The 24,589-nt window shown below is 66.3% G+C and carries 19 protein-coding genes; 5 read left to right on the top strand and 14 right to left on the bottom strand.

Features of this window, described 5'->3' with window-relative positions; translation table 11 throughout:
- Window positions 1-4 precede the first annotated feature (4 nt).
- Window positions 5-898, bottom strand: a complete 894-nt coding sequence (locus ACGFJ2_RS02920; protein ID WP_358175881.1) for an ATP-binding cassette domain-containing protein — start codon at window positions 896-898, stop codon at window positions 5-7.
- Between the two features lie 203 nt (window positions 899-1,101).
- Here ACGFJ2_RS02920 and ACGFJ2_RS02915 point away from each other — a divergent pair, with 203 nt between their 5' ends.
- From ACGFJ2_RS02915 to ACGFJ2_RS02905, 3 genes are read left to right on the top strand one after another with little or no spacing between them, the layout of a single operon-like run.
- Window positions 1,102-2,289 (top strand): hypothetical protein, encoded by a 1,188-nt coding sequence (locus tag ACGFJ2_RS02915; protein WP_393464008.1) that lies wholly within the window; start codon window positions 1,102-1,104, stop codon window positions 2,287-2,289.
- Complete coding sequence (locus ACGFJ2_RS02910; protein WP_393464005.1) at window positions 2,286-3,605, top strand: hypothetical protein; 1,320 nt, start codon at window positions 2,286-2,288, stop codon at window positions 3,603-3,605. Before ACGFJ2_RS02915 ends, ACGFJ2_RS02910 begins: the two co-directional genes overlap by 4 nt.
- Window positions 3,602-3,991: a hypothetical protein gene (locus tag ACGFJ2_RS02905; RefSeq protein WP_393464002.1), complete on the top strand. Its 390-nt coding sequence runs from the start codon at window positions 3,602-3,604 to the stop codon at window positions 3,989-3,991. Before ACGFJ2_RS02910 ends, ACGFJ2_RS02905 begins: the two co-directional genes overlap by 4 nt.
- 69 nt (window positions 3,992-4,060) lie before the next feature.
- On the opposite strand, the gene ACGFJ2_RS02900 is transcribed toward ACGFJ2_RS02905, so the two are convergent.
- The 5 genes from ACGFJ2_RS02900 to ACGFJ2_RS02880 form a co-directional block, all read right to left on the bottom strand.
- On the bottom strand, window positions 4,061-4,312 hold the full coding sequence (locus ACGFJ2_RS02900) for a hypothetical protein (protein ID WP_393463999.1): 252 nt from the start codon (window positions 4,310-4,312) through the stop codon (window positions 4,061-4,063).
- Window positions 4,297-4,479, bottom strand: a complete 183-nt coding sequence (locus ACGFJ2_RS02895) for a hypothetical protein (protein ID WP_393463996.1) — start codon at window positions 4,477-4,479, stop codon at window positions 4,297-4,299. The genes ACGFJ2_RS02900 and ACGFJ2_RS02895 overlap by 16 nt, the downstream gene beginning before the upstream one ends.
- Before the next feature lie 115 nt (window positions 4,480-4,594).
- Window positions 4,595-4,993 (bottom strand): hypothetical protein, encoded by a 399-nt coding sequence (locus tag ACGFJ2_RS02890; RefSeq protein ID WP_393463993.1) that lies wholly within the window; start codon window positions 4,991-4,993, stop codon window positions 4,595-4,597.
- A 290-nt stretch (window positions 4,994-5,283) separates the two neighbouring features.
- Window positions 5,284-5,817 (bottom strand): ATP-binding protein, encoded by a 534-nt coding sequence (locus ACGFJ2_RS02885; protein ID WP_393463990.1) that lies wholly within the window; start codon window positions 5,815-5,817, stop codon window positions 5,284-5,286.
- A 114-nt stretch (window positions 5,818-5,931) separates the two neighbouring features.
- Window positions 5,932-6,294, bottom strand: a complete 363-nt coding sequence (locus ACGFJ2_RS02880) for a hypothetical protein (RefSeq protein ID WP_393463987.1) — start codon at window positions 6,292-6,294, stop codon at window positions 5,932-5,934.
- A 180-nt stretch (window positions 6,295-6,474) separates the two neighbouring features.
- Between ACGFJ2_RS02880 and ACGFJ2_RS02875 the strand changes: the two genes are divergently transcribed.
- On the top strand, window positions 6,475-6,918 hold the full coding sequence (locus ACGFJ2_RS02875) for a Scr1 family TA system antitoxin-like transcriptional regulator (RefSeq protein ID WP_393463984.1): 444 nt from the start codon (window positions 6,475-6,477) through the stop codon (window positions 6,916-6,918).
- A gap of 43 nt (window positions 6,919-6,961) precedes the next feature.
- On the opposite strand, the gene ACGFJ2_RS02870 is transcribed toward ACGFJ2_RS02875, so the two are convergent.
- The 7 genes from ACGFJ2_RS02870 to ACGFJ2_RS02840 all read right to left on the bottom strand — a co-directional run bounded on the left by ACGFJ2_RS02870 (window position 6,962) and on the right by ACGFJ2_RS02840 (window position 22,403).
- The gene (locus tag ACGFJ2_RS02870; RefSeq protein WP_393463981.1) at window positions 6,962-7,381 is read right to left on the bottom strand and encodes a hypothetical protein; all 420 of its coding nucleotides are present in this window, start codon (window positions 7,379-7,381) and stop codon (window positions 6,962-6,964) included.
- A 110-nt stretch (window positions 7,382-7,491) separates the two neighbouring features.
- On the bottom strand, window positions 7,492-15,000 hold the full coding sequence (locus tag ACGFJ2_RS02865; RefSeq protein ID WP_393463978.1) for an RHS repeat-associated core domain-containing protein: 7,509 nt from the start codon (window positions 14,998-15,000) through the stop codon (window positions 7,492-7,494).
- Window positions 15,001-15,485: 485 nt separating this feature from the next.
- Complete coding sequence (locus ACGFJ2_RS02860) at window positions 15,486-17,801, bottom strand: ArnT family glycosyltransferase (RefSeq protein ID WP_393463975.1); 2,316 nt, start codon at window positions 17,799-17,801, stop codon at window positions 15,486-15,488.
- An 86-nt stretch (window positions 17,802-17,887) separates the two neighbouring features.
- Window positions 17,888-19,057 (bottom strand): glycosyltransferase, encoded by a 1,170-nt coding sequence (locus ACGFJ2_RS02855; RefSeq protein WP_393463972.1) that lies wholly within the window; start codon window positions 19,055-19,057, stop codon window positions 17,888-17,890.
- 43 nt (window positions 19,058-19,100) lie between these two features.
- The gene (locus ACGFJ2_RS02850) at window positions 19,101-20,438 is read right to left on the bottom strand and encodes a sensor histidine kinase (RefSeq protein WP_393463969.1); all 1,338 of its coding nucleotides are present in this window, start codon (window positions 20,436-20,438) and stop codon (window positions 19,101-19,103) included.
- Window positions 20,435-21,130, bottom strand: coding sequence for a response regulator transcription factor (locus tag ACGFJ2_RS02845; protein WP_393463966.1), 696 nt, complete (start codon window positions 21,128-21,130; stop codon window positions 20,435-20,437). The genes ACGFJ2_RS02850 and ACGFJ2_RS02845 overlap by 4 nt, the downstream gene beginning before the upstream one ends.
- Before the next feature lie 73 nt (window positions 21,131-21,203).
- Window positions 21,204-22,403, bottom strand: coding sequence for a cytochrome P450 (locus ACGFJ2_RS02840; RefSeq protein WP_393463963.1), 1,200 nt, complete (start codon window positions 22,401-22,403; stop codon window positions 21,204-21,206).
- Window positions 22,404-22,492: 89 nt separating this feature from the next.
- Between ACGFJ2_RS02840 and ACGFJ2_RS02835 the strand changes: the two genes are divergently transcribed.
- Complete coding sequence (locus ACGFJ2_RS02835) at window positions 22,493-23,068, top strand: helix-turn-helix domain-containing protein (protein ID WP_357950939.1); 576 nt, start codon at window positions 22,493-22,495, stop codon at window positions 23,066-23,068.
- Here ACGFJ2_RS02835 and ACGFJ2_RS02830 read toward each other — a convergent pair.
- Complete coding sequence (locus tag ACGFJ2_RS02830; protein WP_393463960.1) at window positions 23,057-24,559, bottom strand: phytoene desaturase family protein; 1,503 nt, start codon at window positions 24,557-24,559, stop codon at window positions 23,057-23,059. The two genes, ACGFJ2_RS02835 and ACGFJ2_RS02830, sit on opposite strands and share 12 nt — an antisense overlap.
- Window positions 24,560-24,589: the final 30 nt, after the last annotated feature.

Here is a 24,589-nt window from a genome sequence, read left to right as displayed (position 1 = left end):
ACGCTCACCTTTGTATTTCCGGCTGGTCGGTCGTCGCTTGCTCAGCGGCTTGGCCCTCCGCTGGCTCAGCGGCTTGGCCTTTGACCGGCTCAGTCGCTTGACCGGAGGCTTGCTCAGCGCCTTGACCCGAGAGCGCTTCCTCAGTGGCTTGTTCGATGGCGCCCGTCATGGCGCCGACCAGATCCTCCATCGAGACCCGCGCCGTCTCGAACCTGGCCACCCGCCGCCCGAGCCGCAGCACCTCAACCCGATCAGACACTGCCTTGACGTCCTGCATGTTGTGACTGACCAGCACCACCGCCACCCCGGTGTCCCGCACCCGGCGGATGAGATCGAGCACCTTCTGCGTCTGCACCACCCCGAGCGCGGCGGTCGGCTCGTCCATGAACACCACCCTGCGCGCCCACGTCACCGCCCGCGCGACCGCGACCCCCTGCCTCTGCCCACCCGACAACGTGGAAACAGGCGCACTCTGCGATTTGAGCCGCACCCCGAGCGTTTCACAGGCCTCTCTGGTACGGGCGCGCATGGCCGCGTTGTCGAGCAGCCCGAGCCGACCGCGCAGCCCCTTGTGAAGCAGTTCCCTGCCGAGAAAGAAATTGGCCGCCGGGCTCAGATCAGCACACAGCGCGAGATCCTGATAGACCGTCTCGATCCCGGCATCCCTGGCCTCCTCCACCGACCCGAACTCCACCGGCTCGCCATCCACGACGATCTCACCGGCGTCCGGCCCTTCGGCGCCCGAAAGGATGTTGACCAGCGTCGACTTCCCGGCGCCGTTGTCACCGACCAACGCGACGACCTCGCCGGGGAGCAGCGCGAAGTCCGCGCCGCGCAGCGCCTCCACGTGGCCGTAACTCTTGACGATCCCGCGGGCTTCCAGCAGCGGTGCGGACATAGAACTATCAAGTGCCGCGTATGACATCGTTGTCAACCCCGATCTTCACACGGCTTGGCATGGCCTCGTACGAAGTGCGCAACCATGCGTGACGATGACGATCGACCTTAGTGAAGATCATCGCCCGGGCACTCATCTCCCAGCTCCGTCTGCCAGGATTCGAGCTACCCGATCTATTCGATCTAGGAGAAGGGAGTCTCGACATGGCAGTGACCGACACTGGGATACGCCGATTACTCGCGGACTCGGGAGAGCAGCGCGGGTGGGTGTCACCCAGAACGGACCTGGTCACCGCGCTGCTGGGCGTCTGGTTCGGCATCGGCTTGATGATCGACGCCTGGGCGCACTCGAACCTGACGCAGCTGGAGACGTTCTTCACGCCTTGGCACGCGGCGTTCTATTCAGGGTTCGCCGTGGTCTCCGGCTGGATCATCTGGCAGGTATGGCGCAACGTCCAGACCGGCCGCCAGGGGGTCGCGGCGGTGCCCACGGGCTACCTGGCCGGGCTGCTCGCGATCCCCGGGTTCGCCGTCTTCGGGCTCCTGGACATGATGTGGCACACCTTCCTCGGCATCGAGACCACCATCAACATCCTGTTCAGCCCCTCGCACCTCGGGCTGATCGTGACGATGCTCCTCATCATCACCACACCGCTCCGATCCCTGTGGAACGCCCCCGGCCTTGGCCCGAGCCCTTCGCTGGGCCGGATGCTCCCGGCGCTGATCGGGCTCGCGTTCGCCACCACGCTGGTGTCGCTGTTCCTGGGGTACGCCGATGCCCTGCAGTGGAGCCCGGAGGGCATCGTCAGGGCCTTCTCCGACATGGAGGGCCAGGGCGCCGACCGGCTGGCCGCCGGCATGGTCATCAGCAACGTCGTCACGCTCGCCCCCGTACTGCTGCTGGCGCGTCGCTGGCATTTGCCGTTCGGCAGCGTGACCATCCTGCACGCTGTGGGCATCTTGATGTCGGGCGCGCAGACCGCGTTCGGGAACCTGCCGGTGCTGCTGACGTTCGTGGCCGCGGGCCTCGTGAGCGACCTGCTGATTCTGTGGCTGAGGCCCTCGGGCGAGCGACGGGGCGCTTACTGGGCGTTCGCCGGGTTGTCGGGCTTCCTCACCTGGTCGCTGTACATCGGGGCGGCGTCGGTGGCGGGCGGCGGGCTGCCCACTGTCACCGAGTTGTGGACCGGCGCGCCGGTCGTGGCCGGACTGGTTGGGCTCGCGCTCGGGGCGCTGTTCCTGCCCAACGCGGTCACTGCCGAGGCTGTTCGGCCCAGCGCGGCCGACGCGGAGCCGGTTCCGCCCAGCGCGGTCACTGCCATGCCGGTTCAGCCCAGCGCGACCGACCCTGACCCGGTTGCGTCCAGCGCGGCCGACGCCGACCGGGCATGATCCGAGTCCTCCGGGTCCTCTGTCTGGCCGCCGTACTGATGCTGGCGGGCGCCGCTCCGGCCGCCGCGCACAATGTCACGGTCGGAGCGGATCTGCGGATCGCCCAGACGATCGCGGGCACGGAGCTCACCATCGTGATCAAGGGTACGAAGCGGGTGCCCGGGCCTTTGCAGGTCGGTGTCATCGCCTTCCAGCCGGTGACCGACCTGCCGGTCGCCCTGGAGCTGCGCTCGGTCGCGGACGGGCGTACGGTGACGGGCGTGGCGCGGGCCGCGTACGAGCCTCAGTACACGCAGCTCACGGTGGACCGGACGGGCCCGCACGAGCTCACGCTACGGGCGGGGAACGAGACCGCCGTGGTGCCGTTCCGCGTCCTGGTGGACCGCGGGTCGGCGATAGAGCTACTGATCTACGGCGGCCTGCTGGTGGCGGCCCTGCTGATGATCGGCGGCCTGCTCACCGGGGCACTGGCCCGCCGCAATCAGGCGATGCTGCTGACCGGCGGCGCCGCGATCGGTTTGACGGTCGCCGCCATGGTCGTCATCTTCGAGCCACTACTCCCCGCCGCCCCACCCGACGGCGCCCCACCCACGGTGGCGCCGACGGTGGGAGCGGGTGCGGGAGCTGGGGCGGCGTCGGGGGCGCAGACCGGCGGCCGCCCGTTCGCGCAGGGCCGGATGGCGACGCTCCCGGCCCGCCCGGCCGCCGGAGAGGAGTTCACGTTACGGCTCGACCTGGTCGACGGCTCCACCGGCAGGCCCGTGGACGACCTCGTCCTGCACCATGAGGCCCTCGCCCACATGATCGTCACAAGCGAGGACGGGCGCTATTTCCGCCATATACATCCGCTGCGCACGGCACCGGGCCGGCTGGAGGTCAAGATGCGAGCCGACCGGCCGGGCCGGTATCTGGCGTACGCCGAACTGGAGCGCGAGGATTCCGGCGGGCAACTCATCACCGGCGAGTTCAGCATCAGCGGCGACACTTCTGTTGGGGCGGAGACGCCCGTTGAGACCGTCACGCCGCTCATGCAGCCCGCCGCTCCCGTCGCGGGCCGCCCAACGACGATCGGACTCAACACCTCCGGCACCCCACGCCCCTGGTTGGGCATGACCGGCCACCTGATCATCCGCAGCCAGGACGGCACCTTCCTCGGCCACGTACACGAGATGGGTACGCCCGGCCCCCGGCTCCGCTTCACCTTCAGCTTCCCGTCGCCGGGCCGCTACCTCGCGTGGACCCAGTACGCGACCGGCGACCACATCGTGACCGCGCCTTTCACCATCAACGTCACGGCATCGGGAGCCTCACAGTGAAGCGGGCTGCGGTGGCCGTCGCCGTTCTCGCGGTGGCAGTAGTGACGTTCCTCATCGTAGGAAGAAACTCGGCCCCCGACCCGCTCCAGGTGACCGCCAGAGGAACGCATTACGCCGCCACTGTCTCGATCGAACGACCGACCACGGGACGCGTCGTCGTGGACGTGCGGCTGACTTCAGGTGACGCGGACAGCGCGGCCCTGTCCGCCGTGATGCCCGCCATGGGCCACGCCATGCCGGAGATCGCCGCCCGGGAGCCGGAACCCGGCCACTTCGTCGCCGAGGGCGAGTTCTTCCAGATGACCGGCGTCTGGGAGCTCTCGATCCGACTGACCGGAGCTGCGGGCGAGGAGGTGCTGACCGTGAACGCGCCGATCACCGGCTGATCGGCGCGCGACCGGTCAGCCGCTACGTCAGGGCTTCAGCTCCTGCTCTGCTGGGCGCACGAGATCACCTTATTGTCCGGCGGATGACGCGAGCTGAATTACCTTGTTCCACTCAGATCGGTAAAGCGCGGCCGGCAATGAAAACCAATGATCGTACTCACCTTCCACCGCCTCTCCTTGCGCGATATAGACACGTTCATCGGACTGCCAGATCAAAATATGCCAACCTTGATCCATATCCCAATAGAGCGACTCAATCGATCCGGTTGGAATATCAGCCAGAGTCCATTCGCTGATTTCTGCCTTTACATTTTCCACCACGGAAACCGGACAATAATATTAAGCCCAGGGGCGAGAAAGCGAATTAATGACTCCATTCCCTCGCCAGCCAGCTCGATAGCGAAGTCCGCCGCGATGGGGAGCGCCTTAAGATCAAGGTAGCGGAGCTCGTCAAAGCTGTTGACCTGAAGTTTTGTCGCGCCTGCCATGAACATCCTTCAATTTCAGCGCCTCACGGATCAACGATCGTCTAACCGGATCTACGAATTCAACCTGGGCGCTGCCGCCATCGCCGCCTCAACGCGATATCCTCGCCACAAGGAATCACTCCAGCGCATGTTCGATGCACAAGATAATATCTTCCAGATCTTCCATAGAATCCCGAGAATAATCTGGGCGGCTTTCCGCAAAGTACAGAATGGCTTCCGAGTCGGTCCGCCGGCCTCCGCGACCAACCGCCTCTGACACTTGTTTTGGGATCAGAAACCAGTTGCGATCAGTCCGCTCCAATAGCCAGCCGACCCGTCCGCGGAAGGCGTTTACCGCGAGAGCCAACTGTTCTTCAAGAGGCTTGTCCCCTTGCTTGAATCGCCACACCAGCAACGGCGGACGCGGTTTTCCGTCAAGCGTTGGCCCAACTGCAATTCGCGCCCACTCCACTTCGCCTACCAGACCAAGAAGAGCCATGATTCGCGCTACAGCAGATCGATCATCCGCTTCCATTTTCGGATCATACCAAGGTTAGCCTCGATTCTTCAGTGGGCTTTGTTCTCTGAGTCGCTCCGCGGTTTACCTGGGCGACGAGCCGTGGTCGGCGGTCGGGTAGTGCGCACGATCGTCTCACGAGCGTGAGGAGCGCGGAGGCGACGAAGTCGCCACCGGCCCGTGTCGTTCACCCCTACGGGCCTGGAGAGCACCTCCTAGGCCAAGGAGGACGGCAAATGCGGGACTGCGGCGTCGGGACCGTTACGTTTTACAGTCCCTCGGACACGTCCTCTTCTGCCACCAGACTCTTACGTAGAATTTGGTGGCGGGGATGCGGGTTTTAGACTGCGGCCGAACCAGATGGTTTTCCCCATACCGCAGGGGACCGGTTCGTACCACCATTCGTCCGTGAGAGCAGCCACGATCGACAGGCCGCGGCCGTGGTCTGAGTCGTGTCGGGCCATGAGACATCGAGGTCTTCCAGCACCCTGGTCATAGACGTGCCCAGTCAACGCCTCGGGGGTTAAGCCCAAGTACAGCCTGATCGGAGGGGCTCCGTGGATCAGCGCGTTGGTGACCAACGCGCTGATGACCAGAGTGATGTCGTCGATCAGCTCGTGCAGATTCCACGAGGTAAGGGTGTCGCGGACCAGAGCGCGAGCCTGCCCGACGATTACTGGATCATCAGGCAGGTCCCAGTGCAGGTCCTGCTTGACATGCGCGGTGCTCGCCATCAAGCCGCCCGAAGACCACGTCGGCGGATGGTAGCGGTACTTGGGCGCATCATCTGACCTGCGGAAAGACCTACGGAAGCGCCTGAGGAAGCTGAGCGTGAACGCCATGGACACGTACCGTTCGGTATCGGTGACTGTGAATGGGTGTACTGATAGCCCCGCCCGGCATACGGGGCATCACGGGGCGGCATCCGCGTGCCCAACGACGGGGGCTGCCAGCGCCTATGGGCGCGGGTTGTGGGCGAGATAAGCGGGTCCGCGCCATATCTCCCTGCCAGTACCAGGTAGCAACTCGGCCAATGGGCGACTGCCCAGTTCGTGGGAGTGGGCGGCGAGCCGTTCTGCTGCGGCCTGCACGGTGGCGGCATACGTCCATAGGGGCGCGGGGCGCTCACGAGTGTTGGGGACGAGCCACCAGAACCACGTCCCGTCGGTGTGAACCAGCAGGCTGATGTAGATCGAGATGGTGACGTGGTCGCCTCGTAGTGGCAGGGCGAACGCAGGGATGTTGTGCTGCCGAGCAAGGGCCTGGATGAGCTCCGCGGCACACTTCTCCGCGAGTGAGGAGGTCGGCTGCGCGCTCACGGATTGGACGGTGGGCTTGTGGGCGTTCACGTTCTTACCTCGCTCTCCGGCCGGGTTGGCCCTCACCAGAATGACGAGCGCGAGCAGAGAGTGACAGCTGAATCACCCCACAGTCACACCACACCCTCTGTACGCTTGCGGTGTAGTAGTTCCAACACGAAGAGTTACGGTTGGATGTCTATGTCCAGATCAGCGGAGATTGACCCGGACGAGAGCCCGCGGGCCGCGTTCGCCTACCTACTTCGGCGGCTCCGCACCTCGGGCGGGCTGACACAGCGCGATTTGGCCCACCGGCTCGGCTACTCCGAAAGCCAGATCGGCATGGTCGAGCAGGGCCGGCGCCGCCCAACGCAGCATCTCGCCGATCTCCTCGATACCGAGTTCGGCGTCGAGGACTTCGGTCAGCTGTACGTGCGTACGACTTGGGCGGGCAGCCCGGAGCATTTCCGCGCGTGGCTCGATGAGGAGCAGGAGGCGACAGCGCTCCGCAGCTGGGAACCGATGCTGGTAACCGGACTCCTGCAGACCGAGGCGTACGCGCGCGCCCTGTTCGCCGCTGAACCCGGGATCACTCCCCAGGAGGTGGACGAACGCGCCGGGATGCTAATCCTACTTGTTCCATGATATTTATAAGCAAGGAAAGCCTGTCGAGTCAAACAATATGACATCAAGGTGCAAATTCTATTATAATGTCGAACACAGAGCTCTCTTGCGTTTCCATAAAGGCAACTTCGATAGACCTGCCATTTATTCGAGCGGTAGCACCGGCAATACACTTCGGGCATTCATCGCGTTTTTGCAAATCCGCTATAGGCTTCCACCCTCCTTCTACAAACTTATGGATTAGCGCCTCGCCATCCACGGCCCGATATACGGTAAAAGATAGCCACCCGCCTTCATCACCGGAATCGCAGCCGTCTAACTCCTCAACAGTGGCCGCTATTGAAGCAGGAACAAGGCCAGAAACGGCATCTTTAAGCTCGCTGGCCTGTCGGCGCGCTTCTTGTCGACAATTCGTTTCTGACGACAAGAACTGACAGCCCGCCAGCATTGCGGCCATTAAAATGCCCGCCAGCAGCACAGCCAAGCTTCTCGCGATATAAGTCAATGTTTAACCCACTTCTTGCAGAGTCTTATGCAGAGATGAAACCGACCATTCAAGATAGCATACCCGCAAACGATCGTAGGGTACTTGATTCATGCACAAGTCGGAACCTGACCCACCCTGTCTCGACACTCCCGAACCCTTGTATCATGAAGCAATCCCACGTTATACAAGTCAACTGCAATAGGGTAAAGCTGATCAAGCCATTTATCCATATCGAATCGCTGGCCACGCTGGAAGCTGAACTTATCCGCCACTATTGAATTCTTGCGATATGTACCTAGTTGCCCCTTGTGGTCTTTTGCCCACTCGCGAGAAAATGCATTATTATACTTATCAGCAGTCGTGTCACATTTTTTGGCCATTCTCCCGCAAGCCTGGCTGCCCTCATGTGCCGCCCCAAGGCCTTTCGCCACTCGTTCAGACATAAGATAGGCAAGGCTAACCTGCCACAAAAAATGGCGAATTGCATTCTTTTCGCTATTCATACTTTTCGTCCACTTTCGCTTATTCTCTACATAATCATCCACAGCATTGCTTATAGTAAAGGCCTGGGCACAGTCTGCGGCATTAGCAGCACACCACTTCGCCTCAGGAGTGCTAGGTCCTCCGCTCGACGCCCCATTACGGGATGGCCTTGAGTTCGATTGTCCCCCTTGCTGAGAGCCACTTGCGCCTTTAGATGAATATCCATCGATTACTTCCCGAATGAACTGCCAACGCTCAAGAAGAACAGCATTGGTGGCCGTTGGCGTATAGGTACGCATGTAAAGATCCCGCGCCAGCGCGCTACCGTCCCGGAACCCATCAGGCGCTTCCCTGCCGTTCGGCATGATCTTCCAACCAAGCCTGGCCAACTCTTGCTCACCAAAGTGGGGAAGATGCTCATATTCCCATCCAGGAGAGGTCACAAATGCATCCCACCACTGCTGATGTGTGGCCGTTTCCGAGCAGATGTTCCCGATACACACGTATCCACCGCCGCTAACGCAAGTACCCGCCCATGCACACATGTCACCGATTTCGTAATCGTCGCGGACGGAGCCGTACGGGGCACCCCGGACTCCTCCGACTGCCGACCCGGTGTAGGTGGGAGTATCCCAGGTCGAGCCGACGCCGTCAGTGATGACAGTGGCGTGCCCGGTTGGATCGATGCCGGTGAGAGGGGAGGCGTTTGCGTAGGTGTATCGGTTGGCTTGGACGGAGGGGTCGGGAGTGAGGGTGGCGATGTCGCGGCTGGTAAAGGCACCTGTGCTGGGTTGGTACCAGCGGGCGAGCATATTGACTTTGCCAGCGTCTGGATCGGTGTAGGCACCCTGGTAGCCAAGGGTGGTTTTCGGGCCGCTCTGGGCTGTGATGGTGCCGAAAGGATCGTAAGCGGTGGTGGTAGCCAGCGCGGTGGTGCTGTAGGTCGCGACCAGGTCGCCGTGCAGGTCGGTCAGCGTGGACAGGGCAGGGGTGGTGCCTTCTTGCTGGCCGAGCAACACTCCCCCAGCATCGCGGCCGTACTTGGCCTGCACGCCGCCGCTGCTGTCGGTAATGGCAGCCAGGTCGTTGGTCAGCCCGACGTAAGCGAAGTTCTGCTTGGTGGTGCTGCGGGTACGGGTGGCGACCCGATCGAGGGCGTCATAGCTGTAGAGGCTGTCGCCGTCGGCGATAAGCCGGTCGAAGGCGTCGAAGGTGTAGCTGGTGGTGGCGCCCGCCTTGGTTTGGGTGGCGAGGGTGCCGCGGGGGGTGTAGGTGTAGTCGGTGCCGTCGCCGTTGGTCAGCCGATTGCGTTCGTCGTAGGTGTAGGTCTTGGTGCCGGCTTTGGTGCGGTTTCCGGCCTTGTCCCACTCGTAGTTGGTGACGCTGCCGCCAGGGGCGGTCCAGGACGTTAAGCGTCCGGCGTGGTCATAGCCGTAGGTGTTGGTGCCCGCTCCGGCCAACCCTGCGGTGGTCTTGGTGGTGAGGTTGTCGTCCTTGTCCCAGCCGTAGTTGATCTTGGCGAGTTGAGTGCCGGTGCTGCTGCCCTTGCGCAGCGTCTGGGAGTCCAGCCGGTCGGCGTAGTCATAGGTGAAGATCTGGGTGTCGACCGTGGTGGTACCGGTGGTGGCGGTCAGCGAGGACAGGTTGTCGGCCGCGTCGTAGCCGTAGGTGAGTTTGCGGCCGGTGACCGGGTCGGTGGCGGTGGCCGGGCGGTTGTTGGCGTCCCAGGTGAAGGTGGCGGTACCAGCGGCGTCCACGCGTTGGGTGGGTTGGCCGAGGCCGTCGTAGGCGTAGCCGGTCAGCTGGGTTGTGCCACGCTTGATCGACAGGGGCAGGGTGCGGTCGTTGTAGTCGACGGTCAGGTCGCCGATGGTGGTGGGGCGGTCGGCCAAGTCGTAGCCGAAGGTGCGCTCGGCGGTGGCGACACCGCCGCCAGCGCCGCTCTCCTTGGTGAGCCGTCCAAGGTGGTCGAAGGTGCGGTCGATGCGCACCCCGCCGGGCTGGATGACGGAGGTCGGATTGCCTGCCGCGTCATAGCCGGTGGTCCAGGTACGGTCGGCTGCGGCCGGGTGGGCGGCGGTGGCCGGTTCGATGACCGTTTCGGCCAGTGCGAGGCTGTTGTAGGTGGTCCAGGTGGCGTTGCCGCGACCGTCGGTGAGCCGGGTGCGGGCGCCGGTGGCGTCGTAGCCGAAGCTGGTGGTGATCGAGTCGGTGGCCGAGGTCGGCTCGATCAGCGAGGTGGCGCGGTTGAGGGCGTCGAAGGTCTGCTTGGTGGTGTGGCCCTCGCCGGCAGTAACGCTGGTCTGGTTGCCGGCCAGGTCGTAGCCGGCGCTGGTGGTACGCCGGACCGTCGCGCCTTCCAGGTCCTTGGCGGCGATCTTGCGGCCGGCCAGGTCGTACTCGGTGGTGGTGGAATTGCCTCGCCCGTCGGCGCTCTTGATCAAGCGGCCGGCCAGGTCGTAGCCCATCGTGGTGGTGATCGCAGTGGCCGTGCCCTGCGCGACAATCTGCGTCTCGACTTCACCGGCCGCGTTCGGCGAGTAGTCGATGGTCTTGTTGCCGGGGGCGACCGTCTTGATGAGGAAGCCGGCCTGGTTGTAGGTCAGGTTGGTGGTGTAGGCGGCCGCGGCTGGCTTGCGCTCGATCTGCGTCTGGGTGACCTGACGGCCCAGACCGTCGTAGGTGGCCTCGCTGCGGGCGCCAGTGGGGTCGACGGTGGCCCGCTTCGCGCCGTCCATGTAGTACTCGATGATCGAGCGGCCTGGGGTCTGGCCGTCTGGGGCGGGGTCGGTGATGCGGACCTGGCGGCCGAGCTTGTCGTACTCAAACGTCGTGACGTAGCCGCGCGGGTCGGTGGTGGTGATCAGCTGACCGGCCAGGTCATAGGTGTGCGCGGTGGTGGGGGTGACGGCGCTGCCGCCAGGCGGGGTATAGCTGGGGGCGCTCTTACTGGTCAGCCGTCCGGCCTTGTCGAAGACCGAGGTGACCGTGCGGCCTTCGGCGTCGGTCTCGTGGGTCTTGGCGCCGAACGCGTTGTAGCCGTAGTGGGCGGTGGGGTGCGCGTCGCTGGATGTGCCGGCCTTTTCTACCTTCACTTGTGGGCCGCTCGCTTCGATCAACCGACCCAGCGCGTCATAGCGCATGGTGGTGGTGAAGTCGGCCGCATTCGCGCCGGTGGCGTTGCCGCGCGGGTCGGTGCTGGCGACGGCCAGACCGCGCTCGTCGTACGTGGTGGTGGAGACCAGGTCTTGGTCACCGTTCTCCACGGTGGTCTTGTTGGGCTGGTTGACCTTGTTGTAGGCGTACTCAGTGACCTCGGCACGGGTGGAGCCAGCGCCGGTACGGGTGGCCTTGAGCATGTTGTCGTTGGCGTCGTAGGTGAAGACCGTCTTGCGGGCCAAGTTGGCGGGATCGAACGTCTGCGAGGTCACACGGTTTGCGGCGTCATAGACGGACTCGGTGGTCGATTTTCCGCCGCCGGTCACGAGCTTGGTCTGGTTGCCCGCCTTGTCATAGGTGTGATCCTCTAGCACCACGTCCGTAGTGCTCGTGGCGTTGTTCAGCTTGACGTCATCGGCGATCTTCTGGGCCAGCCGACCGTCGGCGAAGTAGGTGAAGGAGGTTTTGCGGAGCATCACGTCCAGCTGCGCGGCCAGCCGGCCCCCAGGGTCATAGCTGAACGACTCCAGTGGCACATCCTTGGCCGGCTTCGGATTGACCGGGCTGTCCGTCCACCCCTTCAACGTGCGCGAGGCCAGCTGGCCGCGCTCGGTGTAGGCGTAATCCACCACCGCACCCCGCGCATCGGTAACCGTGGCCAGCAGGCCGAGGCTGTTCCAGCCCTGGCGGATGACACCGCCCTCGGGATCGGTGGTGGTTTCGAGCTGGCCGTGACTGTCATAGGTGTAGACCGTGGCGCGCTGAGCGTCACCGCCGGTCAGGTCGGCGATGGTGTCGCTGAGCTTGTTGCCGTCCGGGTCGTAGGCGAACGTGGTCCGCTTGGTGTGTGTGACCTGAGAGACCTCGTTCTTCACCCCCGGTTCCGTCTGCGTCGCGGGGCGGCCCAACGTGTCATAGGTGAAGGTGGTCTTCACCCCATCCGGATAAGCCTGTGACACTTGTGACTTCTCGCCTACCCGACCGAGAGCGTCGTAGCTCAGCTTGACCAGCAGGCCCGCCGGATCGGTCTGCTCGGCCAGATCTCCGGCAGCGGTGTAGCGGTAGGTCCATGTGTTGCCCCGGGCGTCGGTCTGCGACGCGGCCAGGCCTGCCGGGGTGGTGCCACCGCCGATGGCGGGCTCGCTGCCGTCGGTGTAAGTGGCCGTGACAGATCGGCCGTTGGGGAAATCCAGGGTTGCGGGGGTGGTCTGCTTGGTCTGCTCGCCGTACTGGTTGTACTCCAAGGTCGTGGCGTAACTGTTGTCTGCGTTGGAGGAGGAGCGGCCGTCGCGGACCGTGGTCAACCGGTCATTGCGTGGGTCGAATTCGTTGTCTTTGTTGACGTAGTAGTCGTAGTGCATCTCGTTCACCACGGGCGGGTCTGCTGGTGACGGGAATCCGTAGCACGCCAGTGGCAGGTTCGGGTTTTGGGGCTGGCATTGTAGGGAGGCGAGCAGGTTGCCGCGCTTGTCGTAGGCGAGCCTGGTGAAGATGCCGTTCGGGTCCTTGATCAGGAAGGGGTAGCCGCCGCTGTCGTATTCGTAGGTGGTCTTCAGGAGCTTTTGGTCGGTATAGGTTTTGGTGCGGTAGCCGCGCCAGGCGTCATGCTCGTTGCTGATCTTCTGGTTGGCGGGGTCGGTCACGGTGACGGTCGTGGAGCCGGTCTCGGTGTTGATCGGGGTGGGTTCGGCGAGTGTCCAGGTGCCGCCATGCTCATCGGTGTGGGTCAGCAGTCGGTCGCTGGCGGTGTTGTAGGTGTTGTTCGCCCAGACGCGGCCGGATGGCAGGGTGACCTTCGACAGCAGGTGCGGGGCGGCCAGGCGGGCCCCGTAGTGCTCGGTGACCTCGCCCACGCCGAGGGCGCGGTCGTAGAGGGCGACCTCGTCGATGTTGCCGACGAATCCCCACTTAGTGAGGTGATCATGCGATTCTGACGGTTTGCTGGCCGGCCAACTGGAGGTCACGCCCGTACCGATGGCCGTGTACGCCATCCAGTTGTGGTCGATCTTTCCGGTCAGGGAGCCGAGGGCGACCCCATCCAGATAGAGCGTCTGGCTGGTACCGGTGCCGCTCAGCACCGCGTGGTGCCATTGGCCGTTGTTTACCGCAGCGGCCGAGGTGATGGGCGAGTCGATATCAGCGCCACTGGTGTCGAGAGTGCGGAACTGGCCCCGCAGCTTGCCGTCGGTACCGACGGTAAGCAGCGGCGTACCGCCCTTGAAGAGAAAAGGATGTAGAACGTATGAGGGCTTCTCCCGCGCGGTGTAGGCCAAGGTGCCTGACGAAGTGGTCTTGAACCACAGCTCCAACGACAGCGGGCCAGACAGCCGAGCGAGGGCGTTGGCCGGAAGCTCAATCTCCGACTCGCCGTCGAGTGTGGCCGAAGTGTCGGTCGAGCCGATCAGCGCGCCCGGCTGATCCAGCGTGATCCGCGTGTAGGGAGCCGGCCCCAGACCCCAACCCAGGCTAGGGACCTCGTTTGTTCCCTGGGGCCCGCAAAGCGGGGGAAGGGGGCAGGGTGCCGTCGGCGTCGGAGTGGGCTGGGGGGCGGGTGCGCCCAGCCGCCAGTAGCCCACCGGCTCGTCGTCTTCAACCAGGCCCCGATACAGGGAGCCGGTGTTGTAGGCATAGGTCGTGCAATTGGGTGTCGGGCCCGGATTGCAGGTGGTGGTGAGCTTGTCCCCTTCATAGGAGTAGCTCCAAGTGAGCGGCGCGCCGTTGACGGGATCGGTGGACACGGTGGAGACGTGTGCCCCGTTCCAGGTGAAGTTCAGCGATCGGCCCACGGAGGTGGCCTTGGACAGTTTGCCGTCACTACCGTAGGTGAGCTCTTGAGCCAGCCCGCGAGCGTCCACGATGCGCGTCAGCCGCCCCTGACCGTTGAAGTGGTAGACGGTGGAGGACTTGTCCATCAGCTTCCACCCGCCGCCCGACACCGCGGCCAGCGTCGCATGCATCCCGGGCGGCGGCAGGTAGGAGCCATCACCCTTCGGCGAGAACCGCAGCCGCCGCCCATCGGGATAGGTCACCAGCAAACTCGTGCTCGGCTCCGCCTCAACGCGCATATCGAAACGGGTCGACCAACCGGCGCCGAACAGGCCGTCTCGGCGAGTATCCAGGCTGTTGTACGAGCGCACCACCGACAAAGCCGGACCCGCCGCAGCCACCGAGGCATCGACCACCGTGGTGGTGTAGTTGCCCGACACCGCCTGGAACTCTTGCCCACTTTTGTCACGGGTGGCCAGTTGCGAGCCGACCGAAGGCTGCCGTGTGCCGGTCACGAACGTCCGATAGGCCGAGGCGACCGTCTCTCCTGTCGCGTCGGTGGCTTCCACCTTCCAGGCATAGGTCCAGTCCCACTTGAGCGAGTCCGCCGGGACCTTCCAGGTATTCACCCCGGCAGCGAGTTGCCCGGAGTACGCCACCGGTAGACGCAACGTTCCGTCGGGCTCTGTCCAGTAGCACCACAGATCATAATTCGAACTTGACTGCTCGTCCTCGCTGGGTGCCTTGCAGACGGTGAATTCATACCGATACGGCGACTCGCCGCCATCGGCATGCGCCACCAGCGTCGGCGTCGCCGACCCCGACAGAGCCCCATTCAGCGGCCACATGTCATCGATCTCGGGGCCATCTTCCGACGCGTCCCTCGCCTCGGCCCGCGCCACACCCGACGGCAACACCGCACTCGCAGACTTTGTGCTCTGCGTTCGCGCCGCGATATCAGGAACAAGAGCACCCTTCGGGGGCTTGATCTTGCTTCTAGCTGCCTTCCCCGTCACGGGAGCCGTCGTCACGCTCGCGGGCACCAACGACGGCAAATCCTTGGTCACGCCCATCTGCTGCCGCGGCGTATCAGGCGTGCCCTGCGCCGCAGCGGCAGCATCCCGCGAGTCCGCAACGGCAGGTAGCACGGCAACCTGCGCCAGCCCCGGCATCAGCGCCAGGAAGACCGCGACACGCGCGATCAGCAAACGACGCCGTGCACGATCCCATGCCAAATACCGGCGCATACGCCGTCACACTCCGAACCACGCGGGGCGCCTCACAGCGCCGGACGAAGCTCCACCCACCCGGTACGAACCCGAAGGTTCTTGGCCCATGCGGCTCGGAGCAAGATTGCCAAACGGGCAAAGCGTAAGCTGCTCATAAAACGGACACAAGATCGATTTTCGCGATCAAGGATCACGGAACGCGACTTACCGCATGATCAGTCCTGCATGATGACATGTATGCGCATGACGGGCTAAGGAGTTATAGATCGCTCAGGTTTGCTGGACAGGAGAGGCGTTCAGGAGAGGCCGAGTCAAGTGCTGACCCTCATCGGCCTGCTGAACGAAGCCTGTGGGATCGCTCGCCTGCATACGCCAGAACTTCGGTTCCCTGGAAGCCCTGCCGCCCTTGAAGGCGCGCTTTTGGGGCGCCGCGTTGCTATTGATCGCGACGCCCCTTGGCTAGATCATGAGGAGCAGTCGTACAGCCCGTCCTGGCCGGTTACGGCCTTGCAGTTGGCCTGGACCCAGGTGGTGACCTCGCTGTTGCCCCTGCCGGGGCCGCCCCTGTCGTCGCCGCCCGCCAGCACGTAGCGGAGCTTGCCGGATGCCACTAGTTCCTTGAGGCGGGTGACGGTCATGGCGGGGTCACTGCCGGTGAAGCCGCCCATGGCCATGACCGGCTTGCCCGTGGACAGGATGATCGATGACGCCTGCATGGCGCTACTCACCGCGACGAGCCACTCGGCTTTGCCCTGGTTGGCCTCCAGGTAGGAGACCATCGAGCTGCTGACGTTGCCGTCGGGACCGCCGCCGCCCATTCGCCCGAACCGCCGCCCCGCGTCCTGCCCCTCCTGAGTCTGACCGTTCGGGGTCTGGCCGTTCGGGGTCTGGCCGTTCGGGAACTGACCGTTCGGGAACTGACCGTTCGGGAACTGACCGTTCTGCGGCTGGCCCTGGCCCATTGTCGGTGGCTGACCGTCCTGGCCGGGGCGCATCTGGCCGCGGAAACCGCCGCCAGGGCCGAAGCCCATTCCGCCCGTGTACGGTCCCGCTGTCGGGTTCGAGCCGTTGACCTGCGAACCCAAGGGCGACACCGCGTACGCGGCCGGTCCCGCGAGTCCGGCGATCACTGCCGCCGCCAACCCGACCGCGACCAGCCGGACCGCGATCTCGCGCCGGAATCTGGCCAGTACGAGTCCGGCCGTCGCAACCACGGTGGCGGCGAGCACCACCCAGGCCAGCCATGGCAGGAAGTCGGGAGTACGGCGGAGCACCGTGAACGACCACCCGCCCGTGACGGCCACCCCCAGAGGCAGCGTCCAGCCCCACACCCCGGACTGCCGGTACGCGTCCCACATGGCCAGTCCGCCGAAAGCGGTGGCGGCGGCGACGGCGGGTGCCATGGCGGTCGTGTAGTACGGGTGGAAGGTGCCGCTGGCGAAGCTGAACACCATGAAGTGCACGACGAGCCACCCACCCCAGACCAGCCACGCGGCGAGGCTTGCCCCAGGCTGAGCAGCGTACCCCGGAGCGCCAGCGGCTATGGGCGGGGCAGTGGCCTCGGACGCGATGCCATCCTTGGGCGCGGTGCCGACCTCGGGCGTGACCAGGCCGACCCAAGACGGGGTCGCCCCAGGTTTGGCGGCGGCGACGGAGCCCGAAGCGGCCCCAGGCTGGGCGGCGGCCACGGCATTCGTGCCCGTCTCGGCCCCTTGCGGCGCGGAGGGCTTGGCGCGCCGCCATCTGGCGGTCAGCGCGAACACCAGAGCCAGCCCGCAGAACGGCAGCAGCCACGAGATCTGGCCCGCCATCGTCTCGTTGAACAGCCGGCCGGCCCCGGCGGCACCGCCGAACGAGGCCCCACCCCCGCCGCCGAACCCACCGCCACCGCCACCGCTCTGGCCGAAGATGCGCCCGAGGCCGTTGTAGCCGATGACCAGGTCCCAGACAGTGTTGTCGGTCGAGCCCCCGACGTACGGCCGCGAGTCCGCAGGCCACAGGTCGACGATCACCATCCACCAGGCGCTCGACACCGCCATCACGGCCCCCGCCGCCAGCAGATGCCCGACCCGCTTGACCCCCGAAACCCGCGCACACAGCAGATAAGCCAGCGCAAAGGCGGGCACCACCAGATACGCCTGCAGCATTTTGACGTTGAAGGCCAGCCCCACGAACAGCGCGCCCACCAGCAGCGACCGCAGCCGTCCGGTCCGCAGCGACTCCAGGCAGAACCAGGCGGCCAGCACGAGCAGCAGCACCAGGATCGTGTCGGGGTTGTTGTCGCGGTTGATCGCCACCGTGATCGGGGTCAGTGTCATGACCACGGCCGCGATCAGGCCCGCCACATGTGCCTGCCGTACCTCCGAGTGGGCAGACACGACGACGGGGTACGCCCGTCGGACGGCGGAGAAGACCAGGCCAACGGAGGCCACGCCGGCCAGTGCCTGCGGGATCAGCATGCTCCAGGTCGAGAAGCCGAAGATCCGTGCTGACAAGCCCATCACCCACAGCGCCAGCGGGGGCTTGTCGACCGTGATGTACGAGCTGGAGTCGATCGCGCCGAAGAAGAACGCCTTCCAGCTCTTGGTGCCCGACAGGATGGCGGCGGAGTAGTACTCGTTGGCGTTGCCGCTCAGTGCCCAGGTGTAGAGGACGAGGGCGACGGCCAGGACGGCCCAGAGCGCGGGCCGGGACCAGCGGGGGTCCTCCGGGGCGCCGCGCCAGATCTGGGCTGGACGGGACATACGGCGGTGACTCGGACGGTCGAGGGTCGTGGTCATGACGTCCTCCGGCGAAGGTTGGCGAACGCGATGCGCATCGGTCATGACGTGCTCTGGCGCGGATGGAAGATCCGGACGCGCATCGGTCATGACGTCCTCCTGCGAGGGTTGAAGACCCAGACGCGCAGCAGCAAAAAGCGGACCAACGTGGCCAGCGCGTTGGCCACGACGACCGCCACCAGCTCCACCCCATGAGAAACCCCGTCCGGCAGCAGCGCCAGCACGCCGCTGGTCAGCGCCAGCCCCACGAGGAACGCGATCAGCCCCTCGAACTGGTGCCGCATGGCCCCCGCCGACCCCGTCACCCCGAACGTGAAGCGCCGGTTGGCGGCGGTGTTGGCCACGGCCGTCACCAGCAGCGCGATCGCGTTGGCCGCCAGCACCGGGATCGCCTGCCGCAGCCCCGAGAACAGCAGCAGGTACGCCAGCGTGCTCACCACGCCCACGACCGCGAACCTGGGCAGCTGCGCTGCCATCCCGCGCGGCAGCCGCGCCTGGGAGACGCGGGCGGGCACCGGGATGCGGGCCGCGCCGGACAGCGTCTTGCGGGCCACCCTGACCAGGCCGCGCAGGTCGTCCATGGCGGTCTGGAAGACGTCCACCCGGCTGTCGGGGTCGTCGACCCAGTCGACGGGCACCTCGTGGATGCGCAGCCCGTGCCGCTCGGCCAGCAGCAGCAGCTCGGTGTCGAAGAACCACTGTTCGTCCTCGACGGCGGGCAGCAGCGCCTGCGCGATCTCGGTGCGTACGGCCTTGAAGCCGCACTGCGCGTCGGAGAACTTCGCGCCCATGACCGAGTGGAGCAGCAGGTTGTACGAACGGGAGATGAGCTCGCGCTTCGGTCCGCGCACCACCCGCGACGACCTGGCCAGCCGGGTGCCGATGGCCAGGTCGCTGTGGCCCGACAGCAGGGGGGCCACCAGCGGCAGGAACGCGTCGAGGTCGGTGGACAGGTCGACGTCCATGTAGCTGACGACGTCCGCGTCGCTGTCCGACCACACCTGGCGCAGCGCCCGCCCGCGTCCCTTGCCGTCCAGGTGTACGGCCCGTACGTGCGGCAGTTCGGCGGCCAGCTCTATGGCCAGTTGCCAGGTGTCGTCCGTGCTGGCGTTGTCGGCGATCGTGATGCGGTAGTCGTAGGGGAAGGTGCCTGAGAGGTAGGCGTGCAGCCGGCCGATGCTGTCACGCAGGGCCCGCTGCTCGTTGTAGACCGGGACGACCACCTCGACCAGCCGGGTCTTGACTGTTGTGTGCATGACCCAGATCCCATCGTGGGGGTCTTTAACGGGACTTAGCCGATTATGAGTGAGGGGTGAGATTCCCGGGCAGTTCGACGATCGCGATCGCGCCGCCGCCGGGGGCGTTCTCCAGGCGTACCTTTCCGCCCGCCTCGGCCACGGCCTGCGCGACGATCGCCAGGCCGAGCCCGGAGCCGGGCAGGCCGCGCGCGGCCGGGGAGCGCCAGAAGCGCTCGAAGACGTGCGGCAGGTCCTCTTCGGGGATGCCGGGCCCGTGATCGCGTACGGTCAGCTCGCCCTGCCGCAGGCTCACCTGGACCTCGCCGTCCGGGCTGAACTTGGCGGCGTTGTCGATGAGGTTGAGTACGGCACGTTCCAAGGAGGCGGCGTTGCCGACGACGTACCAGGGCAGGAGGTCGATCGTGACGTCGGCGCCGCGCAACCTGGCCCGTTCGACGGCGGCGGTGACCACCTGGTGCAGGCCCAGTTCGACGTGCGGCTCGTGGTCGGTGTCGCCTCTGGCCAGCTGCAGCAGGTCGCCGACGAGCGCGGTGAGCTCGGCGAACTGGGCCTTCACGTTGATCAGCAGGCGTTCCTTGGCGCCGGGGTCCAGGCTGCGACCGGTCTGCTCGCTGCGCAGCAGCAGGTCGATGTTGGTACGCAGGGTGGTCAGCGGGGTGCGTAGCTCGTGCCCGGCGTCGGCGACCAGTTGCTGCTGGCGCTCGCGTGACCCGGCCAGAGCGGTGATCATGCCGTTGAACGCCAGGCTCAGCCGGGCGATCTCGTCGCCGCCCTTGACCGGAATGCGGGTGTCGAGGTCCTCGGTTTGGGCGATGTGCTCAACAGCCCTGGTGAGCCGGCCGACGGGCGCCAGAGCCGTACGGGAGATGGCCAGGCCCGCCCATCCGGCACCGAGCACGCCCAGAGCGGCGACGGCCGCCAGCGCGAACGCGGTGTCGCGCAACGTGTCCTGTAGGTGGAACAGCGGCCTGGCCTCCAGGACGGCCACGCCTGGCGAGAAGTTCACCGTCACGACGCGCAGCGGTATGCCGTCCTTGGTGACGCCGTAACGGTAGATCGGCTTACCGGGGTGGGGGATGGCCCGCTTGTCCTCCTCGGTCACCACGATCGGCGAGCCCAGCGAGCAGGTGGTACCGGTCCCGTCCAGCAACGTCACCAGGCCGGCGGCGTATTCGGCGGGGGTTCCCTCCGCCGAGCAATGGTCCCTCAGCCACCTCTGGTCCCCTTTGCCCTCGGGGTCCATGATCGTCTGGTCGAGCTGGCGGACCATCTGCTCGCGCACGATGAGCCAGGACAGACCAGCGCAGGCCGCGATGGCCAGGGCCACGGCGACCGTGACGAGGAGGGTGAGCCGGGAGCGCAGGCTGTAGCGCCTCACGGCGCGGCCCGGAGGGTGTAGCCGACGCCGCGGACGGTGTGGATCACCCGCGGCTCGCCGCCGGCCTCGGTCTTGCGGCGCAGGTACATCACGTACACGTCGAGCGAGTTCGACGTCGGCTCGAAGTCGAACCCCCACACCTCGCCCAGGATCTGCTCGCGGGTCAGCACCTGGCGCGGGTGCGTCAGGAACAGCTCCATCAGCAGGTATTCGGTCCTGGTCAGGTCCAGCCGCCGCTCGCCCCTGGTGACCTCGCGGGTGTCGGGGTCCATGCGCAGGTCGCCGTAGGTCAGCGTGACCTCCGGGGCGGCGGAGTTGAGCGCGCCCCGCCGCAGCAGGGCGCGGACCCTGGCCAGCAGTTCGTCCAGCTCGAACGGCTTGACCAGGTAGTCGTCGGCGCCCGCGTCGAGCCCGGAGACCCGGTCGCCGACCGCGTCGCGCGCGGTCAGCATGAGCACGGGGATGTGGTTGCCCGTGGCCCTGAGCCGGCGGCAGGCGGTCAGCCCGTCGAGGCGCGGCATCATGACGTCGAGCAGCACCGCGTCGTACGCCTCGCGCCCCAGCTCGTCGAGCGCCGCCTGCCCGTCGTTGGCGGTGACGACCTTGTAGCCTTCGAACTCGAGGCTCGACTGCAGCGCCTCGCGCAACGCGGGCTCGTCGTCCACCACCAGCAACCGTGCGGGCTCACTCATAATCTTTACGCTAAGGCCCCATCATGAGAACGCCATGAACGGTTCCGAGGCTGTTTCATGAGTGCTATAGCAGCTACCACGTGACGGGCATGGCGTTCGCCCCGAAGATGACCTGACTGTACTTGAACGACACCTCCTCCTCGTCCACCGCGAGACGCAGCGACGGGATCCGCTCGAACAGCGTCCGGTAGGCGATCTCCAGCTCGGCCCTGGCCAGGTTCTGGCCGAGGCACTGGTGCACGCCGTAGCCGAAGGCGACGTGGTGGCGGGCGCCGCGGTCGATGTCGAAGTCGTCCGGCCGCTCGAAGGCCCGCTCGTCCCTGTTCGCCGAGGCGCCGAGCACGAAGATGCCCTCGCCCTTCTTGACGAGCTGCCCGCCGATCTCCTGGTCCTCGATGGCCACCCGGTCGAAGGCCACCCAGTCGACGATCGACAGGTAGCGCAGCAGTTCCTCGATCGCCATCGGCCACAGTCCCGGGTCCTCGCGCAGCCTGGCCAGCTGGGCGGGGTGGCGCAGCAGGGTGAGGACGCCGAGCGGGATCATGTTGGCGGTGGTCTCGTGGCCGGCGATGAGCAGCAGCGAGATCATGCCGACGATCTCGTCGTGGCTCACCTGTCCCGCCGAGATCAGCCGCCCGAGCAGGTCGTCCTTGGGCTGCTTCTCGGCCTCGGTGACGAGGTCGTCGAGGTAGCTCTTGATCTCCACGATCGCGGCGAAGCTCGCCTGCGGGTCGTCGCTCGACACCATCATGCGGGTACGCGACTGGAAGAACTCGTGGTCGCTGTACGGCACGCCGAGCAGCTGGCAGATGACCAGCGACGGCAGCGCCAGCCCGAAGTCGGCGACCAGCTCGGCCTCCGGGCCCTTGGCGAGCATGTCGTCGATGAGCAGGTCGGCGGTCCGCTGGATGCCGGGCCGCATCTCCTTGACCCGCCTGACGGTGAACTCGGGGATGAGCAGCCGCCTGAATCGGCCGTGCTCGGGCGGGTCCATGTCGATGAACTGGCCGACCCTGAACCGTTCCATGAACTCGCGCTGCTCCTGGGTGGGCTCCTCCGTGGTGAAGGCGTTGTTCGGATGGCCGGGGGTGGCCGGGCTGGTGCTGATGCCCTGGCCGTTCAGCACCTGCCTGGCTTCGGCGTACCTGGTGACCAGCCAGACGTCGCCGTTGGGCAGCGACGTCCGTACGAGCGGCGCCTCCTCGCGCATCCGCTCGTACTCGGGCGGCGGCGCGTACGGGCACGTGCGCGGGACAGGGAAGGAGGGGGTCATAGTCTTGCTCCCTACGAAGCCGGAATCGCATTGCTTACTTACGCGAAAGTAAGCAATGATGGGCCCGGCCGTCAAGCGAACGGAGTGAAATGGCAGGGCGGCGGACCGATACACGTGAGCGGATCCAGCGGGTCGCGATGGAGCTGTTCGCCGAGCGGGGCTACGACAAGACCACGTTGCAGGAGGTCGCGGAGCGGCTGGAGATCACCCGGCCGGCGCTGTACTACCACTTCCGGACGAAAGAGGAGATTCTCGCCAGCATCGCCGACGGGTTCATCGCCTCGCTCGACGAGCTCGCGGAGTGGGCCCGTACGCAGCAGCCGGACACGTTCGAGGCCCGGCAGGAGATCCTGCGGCGCATCTCCGAACTGCTGGAGGACAAGTGGCGGCCACTGATGCGCTTCGCGCAGATGAACCAGGGGGCGTTCGCCCAGTCGTCGGTGGGCGACCGGATGCAGGAGCGCATCGTCACGCTGGTGTCGGTGCTGAGCAGGCCCGGGGCCGACGCGATCACGCAGTTCGAGGCGCGGCTGGCGGTGTTCGCGCTGATCCTGGGCGGGGTGCCGGAGCTGTTCGGCATGGACCTGCCGCCGTCCGAGCTGGCCGCCGCCGCCATGACCGTGGCGGTCCGGCTGGTCTCAGACCACGAGTCCTCAGGTCAGTAGGGCCATCGCCGCGTTGTGGCCGCCGATGCCGCTGACGCCGCCGCCGCGCCGGGCGCCCGCGCCGCACAGCAGGATCCGCTCGTGCCCGGTCTCCACCCCCCAGCCGCCTTCCTCCGCGTACGGCCAGCTCAGGTCCCGGTGGAAGATGTGGCCGCCGGGCAGGCCCGCCTCGTTCTCCAGGTCCACCGGCGACTTGGCCTCGACGCAGAGTGTGCCGTCAGGGGCGCGCAGGATGCAGCTCTCGATGGGCTCGGCCAGCACGCTGTCGATGGAGGCCAGGGTGGCCTTCAGCGCCTCTTCTCGCGCCTTGTCCGGATTCTCGCGGAACAGCCGGGCGGGCATGTGCAGCCCGAACAGCGTCAGCGTCTCCGCCCGGCCGCGCAGTTCGGGGCCGAGGATCGACGGGTCGGTCAGCGAGTGGCAGTAGACCTCGGCGGGCGGCAGGTCCGGGATCCGGCCCGACACCGCCTGCGCGTGGGCCCGGGCCAGTTGGTCGCGGCTCTCGTTGATGTGGAACGTACCGCTGAAGGCCGCGCGCGGGTCCACCGAGTCGTCCTTGAGCCGCGGCAGCCTGCTCAGCACCATGTTGACCTTCAGCTGGGCGCCCTCGGGCACCTCCGGTGTCGCGCCGAGCAGCCGGTCGAGCACGGCCGGCGGCAGGTTGGCCAGCACGTGCCGTCCGGTGACCGTGTGTTCACCGTCGTCCGCGCGGAACGCCACCTCCCCCGATGGGGAGATCCCGATGATCTCCGCACCGGTCCTGATCTCGGCGCCCGCCTGCCTGGCGGCCGCTTCGAGCGCTCCTGACACCGCGCCCATCCCGCCGACCGGCACGTTCCAGTCGCCCGTCCCGTCGCCGATCACGTGATAGAGGAAGCACCGGTTGGCCAGCAGGTCCGCGGCGGGGTCGGCGAACGTCCCGATCAGCGCGTCGGTCAGCACCACGCCGCGTACGGTGTCGTCACCGAACCGCTCGTCCACCGTCTGCCCGATCGGCCGCTGGAACAGCTCCCGCCACGCCTCGGCGCCCACCAAGCGCTCGATCTCGGCGGGGGTACGCAGGGGTTCGAGCAACGTGGGCGCCAGGACCCGGGCCACCTCGGCGGTCAGCCCGTAGAACTCCCGCCACGCCCGGTGGTCGGCGTCGCCTCCGGTGACGGCCCTGAACGAGGCGGCGGTCGCCCCTTCGTCGCCGTCGTCCACGAGCAGGCCGGTGTCGCCGTGGGGCGTGTAGGAGGAGTAGCGGCGCCGGCGCAGGTCTAGACGGAGCCCCAGGTCGCGGACGATCTCCGTGGGGAGGAGGCTGACCAGGTAGGAGTAGCGCGACAGCCGTACGTCCACGCCAGGGAAGGGCCGCGCGGAGATCGCCAGGCCGCCCACGTACCCGAGCCGCTCCAGCACCAGCACCCGCCGCCCCGCCCGCGCCAGGTAGGCGGCCGCCACCAGTCCGTTGTGCCCGCCACCCGCGACAACGACGTCATAGGACCCCATACCGGCACCATACCTAGTGATCGCTCTCGT

It is taken from the genome of Nonomuraea sp. NPDC049028, assembly GCF_043197735.1.
In the GTDB taxonomy this organism is placed as follows: Bacteria; Actinomycetota; Actinomycetes; order Streptosporangiales; family Streptosporangiaceae; genus Nonomuraea.
Note: the sequence above shows the minus strand (reverse complement) of the source record. Positions and strands in the feature narration are given on the sequence as shown.